Source organism: Kitasatospora sp. NPDC058032, assembly GCF_042885845.1.
GTDB lineage: Bacteria > Actinomycetota > Actinomycetes > Streptomycetales > Streptomycetaceae > Kitasatospora.
The window spans coordinates 1-15265 of record NZ_JBHVRK010000044.1 but is presented as its reverse complement, the minus strand read 5'-3'; the positions used below and the strand labels follow the sequence as shown (position 1 = coordinate 15265).

General features: G+C 71.3%; 11 protein-coding genes. 10 read left to right on the top strand and 1 reads right to left on the bottom strand.

What is annotated here, in order from left to right:
- Nucleotides 1–64: 64 nt before the first annotated feature.
- The 10 genes from ACFVUH_RS35995 (at nt 65) to ACFVUH_RS35950 (ending at nt 14117) form a co-directional block, all read left to right on the top strand.
- Nucleotides 65–574 carry a DUF6912 family protein gene (locus tag ACFVUH_RS35995; protein WP_387917772.1) on the top strand — a complete coding sequence of 170 codons (510 nt, stop codon included), beginning with the start codon at nt 65–67 and terminating at the stop codon, nt 572–574.
- 97 nt (nt 575–671) lie between these two features.
- Nucleotides 672–1328, top strand: coding sequence for an HAD family hydrolase (locus tag ACFVUH_RS35990; protein WP_355372867.1), 657 nt, complete (start codon nt 672–674; stop codon nt 1326–1328).
- A 167-nt stretch (nt 1329–1495) separates the two neighbouring features.
- A complete protein-coding gene (gene pruA / locus ACFVUH_RS35985) occupies nt 1496–3121 on the top strand; it encodes an L-glutamate gamma-semialdehyde dehydrogenase (protein ID WP_387917789.1) in 1626 nt (541 codons plus the stop codon).
- 346 nt (nt 3122–3467) lie between these two features.
- Nucleotides 3468–8414, top strand: a complete 4947-nt coding sequence (locus ACFVUH_RS35980; RefSeq protein ID WP_387917771.1) for an NAD-glutamate dehydrogenase — start codon at nt 3468–3470, stop codon at nt 8412–8414.
- Between the two features lie 91 nt (nt 8415–8505).
- A complete protein-coding gene (locus ACFVUH_RS35975) occupies nt 8506–9069 on the top strand; it encodes a hypothetical protein (protein WP_387917770.1) in 564 nt (187 codons plus the stop codon).
- A gap of 51 nt (nt 9070–9120) precedes the next feature.
- A complete protein-coding gene (locus tag ACFVUH_RS35970) occupies nt 9121–9750 on the top strand; it encodes an RNA polymerase sigma factor (protein WP_355372875.1) in 630 nt (209 codons plus the stop codon).
- On the top strand, nt 9747–10808 hold the full coding sequence (locus ACFVUH_RS35965) for a CU044_5270 family protein (protein WP_387917769.1): 1062 nt from the start codon (nt 9747–9749) through the stop codon (nt 10806–10808). Before ACFVUH_RS35970 ends, ACFVUH_RS35965 begins: the two co-directional genes overlap by 4 nt.
- 191 nt (nt 10809–10999) lie before the next feature.
- Nucleotides 11000–11179, top strand: a complete 180-nt coding sequence (locus ACFVUH_RS35960; RefSeq protein ID WP_387917768.1) for a hypothetical protein — start codon at nt 11000–11002, stop codon at nt 11177–11179.
- A gap of 92 nt (nt 11180–11271) precedes the next feature.
- Nucleotides 11272–13323 (top strand): B12-binding domain-containing radical SAM protein, encoded by a 2052-nt coding sequence (locus ACFVUH_RS35955; protein ID WP_387917766.1) that lies wholly within the window; start codon nt 11272–11274, stop codon nt 13321–13323.
- Between the two features lie 323 nt (nt 13324–13646).
- Nucleotides 13647–14117 (top strand): hypothetical protein, encoded by a 471-nt coding sequence (locus ACFVUH_RS35950; protein ID WP_387917764.1) that lies wholly within the window; start codon nt 13647–13649, stop codon nt 14115–14117.
- 49 nt (nt 14118–14166) lie between these two features.
- Here the strand turns inward: ACFVUH_RS35950 and ACFVUH_RS35945 are convergent, their stop codons facing one another.
- Nucleotides 14167–15009 carry a hypothetical protein gene (locus ACFVUH_RS35945; RefSeq protein WP_387917763.1) on the bottom strand — a complete coding sequence of 281 codons (843 nt, stop codon included), beginning with the start codon at nt 15007–15009 and terminating at the stop codon, nt 14167–14169.
- Nucleotides 15010–15265 lie beyond the last annotated feature (256 nt).

Sequence of the window (15265 nt, the reverse complement as noted above, 5' to 3'; positions counted from 1 at the left end):
CGTCCGGCGCTTATTCTTGGGGCGCTGGAAGCTGTGCCGCTGGACGAACCGGAGAGTGCCACCGATGCGCGTGTACGTGCCCACCACCCTGACCGGCCTGGCGGCGGCGCACGCGGGCGGCGCGCTGGAGCAGTCCGCGGCGTACGCCGTGACCCCCGCGCTGCGCGAGTGGTACGTCAGCGACGACCTGGAGGAGCTGGAGTACGCGGCGCTGAACCGGGCCGCCCAGTCCTCGCTGCGCCTGCTGGCCGCCGAGCCGGACGCCCCGCGCCGCCGCGTCGTCGTGGCGCTCGACGTCGCCGACTCGGCGGTGAAGCCGTTCCCCGGCGACGAGTACCAGGACCAGGCCTCGCTCGGCCGGGTGGTGCTGGCCGGCCCGGTGAAGCTCGCCAAGGCGGCCTCGGTGCACGCGGACGTCGCCGACGTGGACGTGGTGGCCGACGTGGCGGCGGCCGTCGAGGCGGTGACGGCGGCGGACGCGGGCGACCAGGACGCCCAGTTCACCGTGGACGGCGCCGAGGACCACGACCTGCTCTGGTTCGCCACCCAGGAGATCGCCGCCCTGCTGGCCTGAGGCCCTGCTCACCGGTCCGTGCGCGGAGGTCCGTGCTCGGCCCGGGGGTGAGCCCCGTCCTACCGGTCCGGCACCGCCCGGCGCTACCGTTCAACACGTGCGCACTCATATCGTCTGGGACTGGAACGGAACGCTCTTCCACGACATGGAAGCGGTGCTCGGCGCGAGCAATGCCGCCTTCGCGACCATCGGCGTCGGCCCGATGACGCTGCAGGAGTACCGCGAGCAGTACGAGATCCCGATCCCCCGGTTCTACCAGCGGCTGCTCGGCCGGCTGCCCTCCGACGCCGAGTGGCTGCGCCTGGACGACGCGTTCCACGACAGCTACCGCGAGCTGAGCACCGCCTGCGGCCTCACCGAGGGCGCCCGCGAGCTGCTGGACGGCTGGCGGGCGGCCGGGCGCAGCCAGTCGCTGCTCTCCATGTACGAGCACGACCGGCTGCTGCCGGTGGTCGAGGGCTTCGGTCTGACCCCCCAGTTCCTGCGGGTGGACGGGCGCAGCGGCCCGGCCGGCGGGCAGAAGGCCGAGCACCTGGTCCGGCACCTGGCCGCGCTCGGCGAGCGGGTGGACCCGGCCCGTACGGTGCTGATCGGCGACGCGGCGGACGACGCGCTGGCCGCCCTGGACGCGGGCGCGCACGCGGTGCTGTACACCGGTGGCTCGCACACCAGGGAGAAGCTGGAGCCGGTCGGCGTCCCGGTGGTGGACACCCTGGCGGAGGCGGTGGAGCTGGCCGGGCGGCTGGCCGGCTGACACGCCCGCCGGGCCCGCACCCGGCGCCGGGCGTGTCGCGGACCACGTCCACCGTTGGCGTGTCCGGGCGGGCGAAGCGGCCCGCCGCTGGTCAGGCTGGACGGGTGCCGGGCCCGTCGTCGGAACGGGCCGGCCGCCGTGACGAGGAAGCGGAGCCAGCCATGCCCATCGACGCAGTCACCCAGGTCCCGGTCCCGGGCAACGAGCCGGTGCTCGGCTACGCGCCCGGCAGCCCGGAGCGGGAGCGTCTGGTGCGCCGGCTGGACGAGCTGGCGGCCGAGCAGATCCCGCTGCCGATGACCATCGGCGGCGAGCAGCGCTTCGGCGGCGGCGAGCGGATCGACGTCGTCCAGCCGCACCACCACGCGGCCAAGCTGGGTGTGCTCGGCAACGCCACCCGGGAGGACGCCCGAGCCGCGGTGGACGCCGCGCTGGCGGCCGGGCGGGAGTGGCGGGCGCTGTCCTTCGACGACCGGGCGGCGGTGTTCCTGCGCGCCGCCGACCTGCTGGCCGGCCCGTGGCGGGAGACGCTGAACGCGGCGACCATGCTCGGGCAGTCCAAGACGGCGCAGCAGGCCGAGATCGACTCGGCCTGCGAGCTGATCGACTTCTGGCGCTGGAACGTGCACTTCGCCCGGCAGATCCTGGCCGATCAGCCGGTCTCCTCGCCGGGGGTGTGGAACCGCACCGACCACCGCCCGCTGGAAGGTTTCGTCTACGCGATCACCCCGTTCAACTTCACCGCCATCGCCGGCAACCTGCCGACCGCGCCCGCGCTGATGGGCAACACGGTGGTGTGGAAGCCCGCGCCGACCCAGACGCTGGCCGCGCACCACCTGATGCGGCTGCTGGAGGCGGCCGGGCTGCCGCCCGGCGTGGTCAACCTGGTCACCGGTGACGGCCAGCAGCTGTCCGCGGTGGCGCTGGCCGACCCCGCGCTGGCCGGACTGCACTTCACCGGCTCCACCAAGACCTTCCGCTCGCTCTGGCAGACCGTCGGCGCCAACATCGGCGGCTACCGGACGTACCCGCGGATCGTCGGCGAGACCGGCGGCAAGGACTTCCTGCTGGCGCACCGCTCGGCGGACCCGGAGATCCTCAAGGCCGCCCTGATCCGCGGCGCCTTCGAGTACCAGGGCCAGAAGTGCTCGGCGCTCTCCCGCGCCTACCTGCCGCGCAGCCTCTGGCAGCGGATCAAGGACGACTTCCTGGCCGAGGTGGACGCGCTGGCCGTCGGCGACGTCACCGACCTGTCGAACTTCATGGGCGCGCTGATCGACCGGCGCGCGTTCGAGAAGAACCGGGACGCCATCGACCGGGCCAAGGCCGACCCGACGGTGGAGCTGGCGGCCGGCGGCCAGTACGACGACGCGATCGGCTGGTTCGTCCGCCCGACCGTGCTGGTCTCCTCGGACTTCCGCAACGAGATGTTCCGCACCGAGTACTTCGGCCCGATCCTGGCCGTGCACGTCTACGAGGACTCCCGCTGGGACGACGTGCTCGGCCGGGTCGACGCGGGCGCGCCGTACGGGCTGACCGGCTCGGTGGTGGCCCAGGACCGCTACGCCATCGCGCAGGCGGTGGAGGCGCTGCGGTTCGCGGCCGGGAACTTCTACATCAACGACAAGCCGACCGGCGCGGTGGTCGGCCAGCAGCCCTTCGGCGGCGGCCGGGCGTCGGGCACCAACGACAAGGCGGGCGCCGCGCAGAACCTGCTGCGCTGGACCTCGGCCCGGTCGATCAAGGAGACGTTCGTCCCGCCGACCTCGCACGTTCACCCGCACATGGGCTGAGCGTCCACGCTCCGCACACGGATTCCGCACGCCACTCCGTACGAAGGTTCGGCTTTCGGCGCAAACCGGCAGGCTGATTGGACAAGCTGTCCAGGACGGCTCCATGTTCCTGCAGGTTTGCGCCTGGTTGTCCCCTGACACCTTCGATTGATCCCGTTAGGCTGGCTGGCGTCGTCGGGTGACTCCGCAGGCCGAACGTCTCGTCCTACCCGCTGCAGAGGTGTTCCATGCGTGCCATGGAGCCCTTTCAGCAGGACGGTGCGGCAGTATTTTGCGGGAGACCCGGCGGTGTGAAGCGAGACCATCACCGAGTCACGCAACGGCGCGCGACAGGAGCCAAGAAGTCATGCAGACCAAGCTGGACGCAGCCAAGGCCGAACTGCTCAGGAAGGCAGCAGCAGCCGCTGAGAACAGCCAGGTGGGGGGAGCGGCGCCGGGGGAGGGACTGAGCAACGGCGCTCTGTCCGCGTACCTGCACCACTACTACCTCCACACCGCGCCCGAGGACCTGGTCGACCGCGACCCGGTCGACGTCTACGGCGCGGCAGCCTCGCACTACCGCCTGGGCCTCAAGCGCCCGCAGGGCACCGCCGAGGTGCGGGTGCACACCCCCTCGGTCGAGGAGAACGGCTGGTCCTGCGGCCACACCGTGGTCGAGGTCGTCACCGACGACATGCCGTTCCTGGTCGACTCGGTCACCAACGAGCTGTCCCGCCAGGACCGCGCGATCCACATCGTCATCCACCCCCAGCTGGTCGTCCGCCGTGACATCACCGGCAAGCTGCTGGAGATCCTCGACGTCGACGCCTGCGCCCGCAGCCAGGCCGCCGGCACCGAGTGGCCGGCCGACGCGACCGTCGAGTCGTGGATGCACATCGAGATCGACCGCGAGACCGACCGCGACGACCTGCGCGAGATCGAGACCAACCTGCGCCGCGTGCTCGGCGACGTCCGCGAGGTCGTCGAGGACTGGACCAAGATGCGCGACTCCGCGCTGCGCCTGGCCGACGAGCTGGCCGAGCAGCCCCCCGTCGGCCTGCCCGAGCAGGAGGTCGGCGAGGCCTGGGAGCTGATGCGCTGGCTCGCCGACGACCACTTCACCTTCCTCGGCTACCGCGAGTACGACCTGGTCGAGCACGAGGGCGAGGAGGTCCTGCGGGCCGTCGCCGGCACCGGCCTCGGCATCCTGCGCTCCGACCCGGTCACCCGCGACGAGCAGCACCACGCCGTCAGCGAGGCCTTCGGCCGGCTCTCCGCGCCGGTGCGCGCCAAGGCGCACGAGAAGAAGCTGCTGGTCCTCACCAAGGCCAACAGCCGGGCCACCGTGCACCGCCCCTCCTACCTCGACTACGTCGGCGTGAAGAAGTTCGACGCCAACGGCGAGGTCATCGGCGAGCGCCGCTTCCTGGGCCTGTTCTCGGCCGCCGCCTACACCGAGTCGGTCAGCCGCATCCCGGTGGTCCGCCGCAAGGTGCAGGACGTCATCGCCGACTCCGGCTTCTCCACCGAGAGCCACGACGGCCGCGACCTGCTGCAGATCCTGGAGACCTTCCCCCGGGACGAGATCTTCCAGACCCAGGCCGACGAGCTGCTCCAGATCGCCACCAGCGTCCTCTACCTGCAGGAGCGCCGCCGGCTGCGGCTGTTCCTGCGCCAGGACGAGTACGGGCGCTACTTCTCCGCGCTGGTCTACCTGCCGCGCGACCGCTACACCACCCGCATCCGGCTGCGCCTCATGGACATCCTGATGCAGGAGCTCAACGGCGCCTCGATCGACTACACGGTCTGGTCGACGGAGTCGGTGCTGACCCGTCTGCACTTCGTCGTCCGGGTCACCCCCGGCAGCGAGCTGCCGCACCTGACCGAGGCCGAGGTCGAGCGGATCGAGGCCAAGCTTGCCGAGGCCGCCCGGTTCTGGATGGACGGCTTCAACGACCAGCTGCACGTCGAGCTGGGCGAGGAGAAGGCGGCCGAGCTCTCCCGCAAGTACGCCAACGCCTTCCCCGACGGCTACCGCGCCGACTTCACCGCGCGCACCGCCGTGGCCGACCTCAAGCAGATCGAGTCGCTGCACGGCGAGGGCGACTTCCGGCTCAACCTGTACCAGCCGGTCGGCGCGGGCGACGACGAGCGCCGCTTCAAGATCTACCGGGTGGGCGGCCCGATCTCGCTCACCGAGGTGCTGCCGGTCCTCCAGCGCCTGGGCGTCGAGGTGCTCGACGAGCACCCGTACGCGCTGACCCGCTCCGACCAGACCACCGCCTGGGTCTACGACTTCGGCCTGCGGCTGCGCGAGGCCGTCGAGCTGACCGACGAGGCCCGCGACCGCTTCCAGGAGACCTTCGCCGCCACCTGGACCGGCAAGGCCGAGAACGACGGCTTCAACGAGCTGGTCCTGACCGCCGGGCTGACCTGGCGCCAGGCGATGATGCTGCGCGCGTACGCCAAGTACCTGCGCCAGGCGGGCTCCACGTTCTCCCAGGACTACATGGAGGACGCGCTCCGCAACAACACCCACACCACCCGCCTGCTGGTGAACCTCTTCGAGGCCCGGCTGAGCCCCAGCCACCAGCAGGGCGCGCTGGAGCTGACCGAGGGCATCCTGGAGGAGCTGTCCGGCGCGCTGGACGAGGTCGTCTCGCTGGACGAGGACCGCATCCTGCGTTCCTTCCTGCACCTCATCAAGGCCACCCTGCGGACCAACTTCTTCCAGCACGACGGCTCGGGCGTGTGGCACTCCTACGTGTCGATGAAGTTCGACCCGAAGGCCATCCCGGACCTGCCGGCCCCGCGCCCGGCGTTCGAGATCTGGGTCTACTCGCCGCAGGTCGAGGGCGTGCACCTGCGCTTCGGCAAGGTCGCCCGCGGCGGTCTGCGCTGGTCCGACCGGCGTGAGGACTTCCGCACCGAGATCCTCGGCCTGGTCAAGGCGCAGATGGTGAAGAACACCGTCATCGTGCCGGTCGGCTCCAAGGGCGGCTTCGTCGCCAAGCAGCTGCCGGACCCGTCGGTCGACCGCAACGCCTGGCTGGCCGAGGGCATCTCGTCCTACAAGACGTTCATCTCGGGGCTGCTGGACATCACCGACAACCTGGTCGGCGGCGAGGTCGTGCACCCGGCCGACGTGGTCCGCCACGACGAGGACGACACCTACCTGGTCGTCGCCGCCGACAAGGGCACCGCGACCTTCTCCGACATCGCCAACGGTGTCGCCGAGTCCTACGGCTTCTGGCTGGGCGACGCGTTCGCCTCCGGCGGCTCGGCCGGCTACGACCACAAGGGCATGGGCATCACCGCCCGCGGCGCCTGGGAGTCCGTCAAGCGCAACTTCCGCGAGCTGGGCCACGACACCCAGGCCGAGGACTTCACCGTCGTCGGCATCGGCGACATGTCCGGTGACGTCTTCGGCAACGGCATGCTGCTCAGCGAGCACATCCGCCTGGTGGCCGCCTTCGACCACCGGCACATCTTCCTCGACCCCAACCCGGACGCGGCCGTCTCCTACGCCGAGCGCCGCCGCCTCTTCGAGCTGCCCCGCAGCTCCTGGGACGACTACGACAAGTCGCTGATCTCGGCGGGCGGCGGCGTCTTCCCGCGCAGCGCCAAGTCGATCCAGCTCTCGCCGCAGGTCCGGGCCGTGCTGGGGGTCTCCGACACCCGGCTCACCCCCGCCGAGCTGATGAAGGCCGTGCTGCAGGCGCCGGTCGACCTGTTCTGGAACGGCGGCATCGGCACCTACGTCAAGTCCTCCACGGAGACCAACGCCGAGGTGGGCGACAAGGCCAACGACGCCATCCGCGTCAACGGCGAGCAGGTCCGCGCCCGCGTCGTCGGCGAGGGCGGCAACCTCGGCTGCACCCAGCTCGGCCGCATCGAGTACGCGTCCAACGGCGGCCCCGAGGGCGTCGGCGGCTGGATCAACACCGACGCCATCGACAACTCGGCCGGTGTGGACACCTCGGACCACGAGGTCAACATCAAGATCCTGCTCAACCAGGTGGTCACCGACGGCGACATGACGGTCAAGCAGCGCAACACCCTGCTCGCCGAGATGACCGACGAGGTCGGCCACCTCGTGCTGCGCAACAACTACGCGCAGAACGTGGTGCTGGCCAACGCGGTCGCCCAGGCGCACAGCATGGTCAACGTCCACTCCCGGATGATCAACCGCCTGGAGGCGGAGGGCCGGCTCGACCGGGCCCTGGAGTTCCTGCCCACCGAGCGGCAGATCCGCGACCGCCAGCAGAGCGGCCGGGGCCTGTCCCAGCCCGAGATGTCGGTGCTGCTCGCCTACACCAAGATCACCCTGGCCGAGGAGCTGCTCGCCACCGATCTGCCCGACGACCCGTTCTTCCGCACCGCGCTGCACGAGTACTTCCCGAGCGCGCTGCGGGCCCGGTTCGCCGAGCAGATCGACCGGCACCCGCTGCGCCGCGAGATCATCACCACGCTGATCGTCAACGACACGATCAACCGCGGCGGCTGCACCTTCGCCTTCCGCCTGAAGGAGGAGACCGGCGCGACCTACGAAGAGGTCGCCCGCACCCACGCCGCCGCCCGGGCCGTCTTCGGCCTGGAGGAGATCTGGTCGGAGATCGAGGGCCTGGACAACCGGGTCCCGGCCCCTGCCCAGACCAAGATGCGCCTGCACGCCCGCCGTCTCGTCGAGCGCGCCACCCGGTGGATGCTCAACAACCGGCGCCAGCCGCTGGACATCGCCGGCACCATCGAGTTCTTCCACGACCGGGTCAACCAGGTCTGGGGCTCGCTGCCCAAGCCGCTGCGCGGCGACGACCTCGTCTGGTTCGAGAAGGTCTACAACGAGCTCACCGAGGCCGGCGTGCCGGAGGAGCTCGCCACCCGGATCGCGGGCCTGTCCTCGACCTTCCCGACCCTGGACATCACCGAGGTCGCGGACCGCTCCGGCAAGGACGTCGCCCAGGTCGCCGAGCTCTACTACGACCTCGCCGACCGCCTGCAGATCACCCACCTGCTGGACCGCATCATCGAGCTGCCGCGCACCGACCGCTGGTCGTCGATGGCCCGTGCCGCCATCCGCGAGGACCTCTTCGCGGCCCACGCGGCGCTGACCGCCGACATCCTCGCCTGCGGCCCCGAGGCCGCCGTCCCCGAGGAGCGCTACACGGCCTGGGCGGACCTCAACTCCACCCTGCTGAACCGCGCCAAGAGCACCCTCGACGACATAAGGGGTTCGGACAACTACGAGCTGTCCAGCCTCTCCGTCGCGATGCGCGTCATTCGCACCCTGCTCCGCACGGGCTCGATGCGCTGACAGCCGGCTGAAACAGCGAACGGCGGGCCCGCGTCCCTGGTGGACGCGGGCCCGCCGTTATGCTGTTCGCCCGCTCGGAGGGGGAGGCGTCGTGCACGGGTTCGACGAGGGTGTGGAGTTCTCGCTGGAGTGGGAGGAGCTGCCGGAGCCGGCGGCGTCCGCCCGGGGGCGGTACGAGGACTGCCTGGAGCACCATCCGGAGTGTCCGCACGCGCCGCACTGCCGCGAGCCGTACGAGGCGGCCGTCGGGGAGTACCGGATGGTGCTGGACGGCCACCAGTTGGGGGTCTGCCGGGAGGGGATGCGGCGGACCGGGATGAGCTACCCGGCGGAGGAACCGGAGTTCCCCGACTGGCCGTTCGCCACCACGGCCGAGTGGTACGCCGCGCCGCAGGACGTGCGCGACGCCCACAAGGCCGCCGACCGGGCGGCCCGGGTGTACCGGGTGCCCGGGATGGCCGGGATCCCGGAGTTCAAGGTGCGCGAGAGCGGCCCGTGGTCGGTGGGCCCGGAGGAGATCGGCGAGGCGCTCGGCCGGTACGAGGCCGCGCCCGCGGGCGTGCGCGCCGAGCTGGAGGGCGGCGGCGTGGTCTGGCCGCTCTGGCTCGACTGGCTCCGGGACCCCGCGGGCCGCGGCGGCTTCCGCGTCGACTGAGTCCGGCGGGGGCGCCGGGGAACTCGCTCCGGCCCGCGGACAGGTGGAGGTGTGGAACTGTCGCAGCGGGGACGGATACGGGATGGCGATCAGTGGGCGTTCGGGGAGCTGTTCGACGAGGCGGCGGGTGATCTCTACCGGTACGCCGTGCGGGCCACCGGGGACTGGGCGGTCGCGGAGGACGTCGTCCAGCTGACCTTCCTGGAGGCGTGGCGGCTGCGGCACAAGCTGCGGGAGGACGACGGGGCGGTGCGGCCCTGGCTGTTCGGGATCGCCGCGAACGTGCTGCGCAACACCGCCCGGGCGGCGCGCAGGCACCGGGTGGCGATGGAGCGGCTGCCGGCCCGGGACACGGTGCCGGACTTCGCCGACGAGCTGGTGGGGCGGCTGGACGACAGCGCCCAGCTGGCCGCCGCCCGGCGGGCGCTCGGCCGGCTGCGGAAGGCCGAGCGGGAGGTGTTCGGGCTCTGCGTCTGGGCGGGGCTGGACTACGCGAGCGCGGCCGAGGCCCTGGGGGTGCCGATCGGCACGGTGCGCTCACGGCTCTCGCGCGCCCGCACCAAGCTGCGCGCGCTCGCCGACGAGGAGCTGAGGAACGGCCGGGAACTGCGCCCGGTCCCCGGACAGGTACGGGGTGGCCGCGTCGGAGCGGCCCGGTCGATACGGGAGACGAACCGATGAACGAGGACGAACGCGCCGAGCTGGACCGGCTGGTGCCGGGCCCGGCGAGGCCCGAACTCTCCGCCGACCGCCACCGGTTGTTGAGGGGACATCTGATGAATGAGATCCGGGAGACGAAGCCCGCGCGGGCCCGTCGCGGCAGGCTCGGCTGGGTGGCGGTGCCCGCCCTGGCGGGCGGACTCGCGCTGGCGCTGGTGCTGAGCAACGGCGGCGCGGACGGCACGCCCGCGCCGCCGCAGGCCCAGCAGACCGCGCAGCAGGGCACCACCACGCTGGACGCCGCCCCCGTGGGCGCCGTCCAGCTGCTGACCCAGGCGGCCGACACCGCCGCCGGGAAGCCCGACCCGAAGCCGGGCAAGAACCAGTTCGTGTACGTGGACAGCCTGGTGGCCTTCTCCGGCGTCAACATGACCACCGGTGAGTCGAAGGTCGACCCCGCGCACCGCCGCCAGATCTGGCTCTCGGTGGACGGCAGCCAGTGGGGCGTGCTCAAGGAGGAGTGGGAGCAGGACGGCAAGCCCTACGCCCCGGAGAAGGTCAAGCCCGGGGAGCCGGCGCCGCGCACCGACGGCGGAATGTGGCTCGACCCGAACACCAAGCCGGGCCTCAACGCCCCGACGTATGCGTACCTGGCCACGCTGCCGACCGACCCGGACGCGCTGCTGAAGAAGATCTACGCCGAGACCAAGGGCATGGGCCCGGGCCCCGACGAGGAGGCCTTCGTGACGATCGGCGACCTGCTGCGCGAGCAGCTCGCCCCGCCGGCCGTCAGTGCCGCGCTCTACCGGGCCGCCGCGAAGATCCCCGGCGTCACCGTCGTGGACGACTCCGTGGACGCCTCCGGCCGCCACGGCGTGGCCGTGGCGCGCGTGGACGGCGGCATCCGCACTGAGTGGATCTTCGACCCGAAGACCCACGAGTTCCTGGGCGAGCGCACCGTCGTCGCCTCCGAGGGCAACGCGTTCGGCAAGCCGGGCACCGTGACCGGCCACTCCGCCGTCCTCGCCCGCACCGTCGTCGAGCAGCCCGGGGAGGAGCCCCAGCAGAAGAACGCCTGAGCCGGAAGGGCTCGTGCTGAGAGACAGGTGACGCTGTGGGGCCCGGTGCAAGCGGGCCCCACAGCCGTTTTCGGGCACCTCGATGCTACGGGTGTGTCCCGGGGGTGGGCGCGCAACCCGAACGCTACGTTGAGTGGCGGGCCGCATGCGAACAGTTAGGATGGGCCTCACTCTCGAAAGGAGGCTCCATCATGACGACGAGCCCCGAAGCCGATCTGAATCTGAAGATCGCGGAAGTCATCAAGAACTCCGACCCCAGTGACATCGTCGACGTCCTGTCGAATCCCTCCGGGAAGGGACTTCTGGCCGACACCAACAACAACAACGGCCCTGTCAACAACAACAATCCCCCCAAGAAGCTGGCGCAGTAACCTCCGCAATGGCCGGGCGTGCCTGCCCCGAAGTGTCGACGGCTCCTGCGCACCATTCGCGCAGGGGCCGCTCTCGTGAACGGACCGAAAACGTGCTGGACACGCTCCTCGTCTTCCCGCCGCAGTGGAGTGCATTTCAGCCCTCCCTTTCCCTGCCGTCGCTCTCCGCGTGGCTGAAGCGCGCGGGTTATGACGTCCACTCCCTCGACCTGAACGTCCTCTTCTACGAATGGCTGCTCTCCGAGCGGTGCGCCGACCTGCTCGCCCGGGAGGTCGCCGGGCGGGACATGCCCCCCGACGTCAAGGAGGCCTACCTGGCGGTCTTCGCGAACTCCGCGGACTTCCGCGCCGACCTCGCGAGGATGCGGGGCGCCGGCACCGGCGAGGGGGAGGAACGTGAGTACTTCGACCGCCACTACCTGGGCGTGCGGTCCCTGGGGACCTACCTGAACGCCGTCTCCCAGGTCTGCGAGGAGTTCACGGTCGCGCCGTACAGTTTCTCCCTCGCGGCGGGAAACCTGTCGTCGGCGACGCTGGAGCGGATGGTGGAATCGCCGCCGCCGCTGCTCCTGGAATTCGCCCGCGAGATGGTCGAGGAACACCTCCTCGCCCGGCCGGCCCGTTCCATCGGATTCTCCTGCATCGGGCAGGAGCAGCTCTACTTCACCCTGCTCCTCGGGTCCGTCCTGAAACAGCGGTCGGACGTGCCGATCCTGGTCGGCGGCACGATCTTCTCCCGGATCTTCGAGCGCGGTGTCCTCAAGCCGGAGTGGTTCGAGCGGTACTTCGACGTGGTCGTCCGCAATGAGGGTGAGCGGCCGGCGGAGCACCTCCTGCGCAACCTGCGCGAGCGACTGCCGCTGACGGAGGGCGTGCCGGGCGTGGTGTACCGCAGCGGCGGGCGCGTCGTCTCCTCGAAGCCGTCCGCCCCGCTGAGGCCGCAGGAACTCCCGGTGCCGGACTTCGACGACCTGCCGCTCACCCGGTACCTGCTGGCCGAGGTCACCCTGCCGCTGCTCTCCTCGCGCGGCTGCTACTGGGGGAAGTGCGAGTTCTGCCACCACGGGATGGTCTACGGCGAGAAGTACGCCGGCTACCAGGTCGACACGGTCGTCGACACCATCAGGAGCCTCTCCGACCGGTACGGCGTGCGGCACTTCTCGTTCAACGACGAGGCGATCCCGCCGAAGCTCGCCCGCCAGCTCGGCGACCGGGCTCCCGCCCGGGACGTCACCGGCTGGCACTTCACCGGGCTCATCAAGTTCGAGGACTTCTTCCAGCGGGAGGACTTCGCCAACCTCCACCGGATGGGCTTCCGGTCGCTGTACGTCGGGCTGGAGTCGGCGTCCGAGCGGGTGCTGGAGCTGATGCGCAAGAACACCCGCCGGGAGGTGATGGTCCGTAACCTCTCCGACGCCACCCTCGCCGGGATCTGGATGCACTGCTTCCTGTTCTTCGGCTTCCCCGGGGAGAGCGAGGCCGACGCCAGGGAGACCTACGACTTCGTCCTGGAGAACCAGGAGATCGTGGGCTCCTTCGGGGCCGGCACCTTCTCCCTGGAGCACAACGCGCCGATCTTCCGCCACCTGGAGGACTTCGGCCTGCGCCTCAAGCGGGCCGCCGACGAGGACATCGACGTCTACTACGACTACGAGGTCTCCGAGGGGCTGACCCCGGAACGCGCGTCGGAGTGGGTCGAGCAGCTGAACGGCGCAGCCGCGGACATCCCCGGCTACTACAGCGCGAGCTGGGTGCCGCGTGAGCTGCTGCTCGGCATGCTGTCCCGGATGAGCCCGGCCGAACTCATCGAGCGGGGGACGGAGATCCGCCGCGACGCCGGCTTCCCCGCCGCCGTCCCGCTGCGCCACGTGGCCAGTTGCTCCCCGCGCCCGGACCGGCCCGACCAGTCGATCGCCGTCAACCGGATCAACGGCAACGTCCTCATCGTGGGCGGCGGCACCCGACCGCTCCTGGACGCCTGCCTGGAGTCCGATGTGGACCTCGGCACCCTGCGCACCCTGGCCCCGGTCCTCCTCGACCGCCTCTGCCCGCCGATCCCCCCGGCCACCGCCCCGGAGACCCCGGCTGCCGCTCCGGTCGTCGCTCCGGCCGCGCGCGAGCCCGTTCCGGCCGTCGTCGAGTAGCCGAATGCGACGGTCCGCCCCCGCCGCGAGCACCTTGCGACGGGGGCGGACTCTTGCCGGATCCTGTCGGCCGTCGAGCGGCGATTTCGTGGGGCGTGCGCCTCGCTGCGTGCGCCGTTGAATCAGACCGCCGCCGCGTGTCAAGCGGCGGCGATCACGCCATCGAAGGTCAGTTTCCGGTCTGTTGATAGATCCCAAGGCCGATCAACTGCGGGACCTTTGCAATGCGTGTCAGAGTAACCGCCATGGCATAGATGAAATGTCATATATGGCATTTCTTTTGCCTCGATATTCCGAAGACGAAGCAGAGGAGGAGTAGGACGATGCGAACGAACCGACTCGCCCTGACGCTGGCCGGTGCCGCCGGTGCGGTGGCGATGCTGGCGGCGCCGACCCAGGCGAGTGCCGCTCAGGCCGGCGCTACGGGCACGACCACCACCACGGAGATCTGCAGCTCGACCAAGCTGCAGGCCGGGCTGGCGACCTGGCTCTGTGCCGAGGTGACCGGCAGTGACGTGCAACTGGTGGGTTGGATCTACCTGGCCGGTCCGCCGAGCCCGGGCGGCCCTTACCCGCAGCCCGAGGACCTCGTGACCGTGCTCGACGGCCAGGTGGTGGGCGGCGCCTCGCTCGGCTCGGTCAACAGGTGGACGCGGTTCAACCTCACCAGGACCGACGTGCGCGGCGTCGGCGGGACCGTGGCGTGCGGCTCCACCGTGCACGGCAGCTTCAGCGTGACCAAGCCCGGCTGGGGATCGACGCCGGTCACCCTCGACGCCGTGGTGCCGTGTTGATCTGATCAGCGCACGCGGGCCCGGGGATCGGGGGACCCCGGGCCCGTTCTCAATGGCCGGGCGCCGCGGTGAGGGTGCGTTGGCTGCGTAGGGCGGCGCGGGCGCGGGCGGCGCCGGTGCCGGTGGTGTCGGTGGGGGCGGCGGCGGGTCTCGGAGCGAGGCCGGCGCAGGGGCGGCAGAGGCCGGGGCGCGGGACCGGATCGTGGCAGCCGGAGCACTCGGCGTAGGCCGGGGGAGGGGCCTCGGCGCGTGGCGGCGGGAGCTTGCGCTGGAGGCGGTCGCGCAGGATCGCGACGGGCGAGTGCAGGGGCACGGGCAGGCCGGGGATCAGGGCGTGGGCCAGGTCGGCTGCGGTGCTGCCGCGTTCGAGCCACTGGCCGACGAGCGGCGCGAGCGTCCGCGCCTCGGCGAGCCCGAGCCGCAGACGCGGTTCGGGCCGGATCGCGCGGAACAGCGTCGCCACCGCCGCCCGGGTCTGCTCGTCGGGCAACTCGCCGGGGAGGGTGGGTACTTCTTCCGGGTTCTTTTCGGGAGGGGCGTCAGGGCGTCCGGTCTCCCGTCCACCGGCGACCGGACGGGGGACACCCGGTGGCGGCGGGAGCTGCGGGACGTCGAAGACGTGGGCCTCGGAGCGGATGGTCCCGTCGGGCAGCCGGACACGGACGACCCGGTAGTACCCGGCCTCGGTGAGCTCCTTGAGCGCCCGCCGAACGGCGCCGCGCCCCTGGGTGCTGGTGTCCGCCATGTGCCGGCCGTCCTCGCGCCACCCGTCGGGGCGCGAGAGGAGGTCGACGAGCAGTCCGCGAGCGGTGAAACTGAGGCGGCGGTCCTGCAACAGGCCGTTGGGAAGCACGGTGAACGAGCGCGCGTGGGCGCTACGATGAATCTGCATCTGGAGTTGCTGCTCCTGGTGCCGGGCCCCGGGGTGTTGGTAGCACCGCCGGGGTCTTCTTTGTTCTGTTGATAATGCGGAACGTAGCACATCAACCACGCAGCGTGCGAAGCGTTCGGATTGTGCCCACCGCTTCGTATCCCTCGAACCTGACTTTCAACGGCCGTCCGCCCCCGCCGCGGTAACTGTGGCGGCGGGGGGGGGCGGCCGGTGCCCCGCATGTAGGTGACCGCGCCGCGGCGGGCTGGAGGGCGCT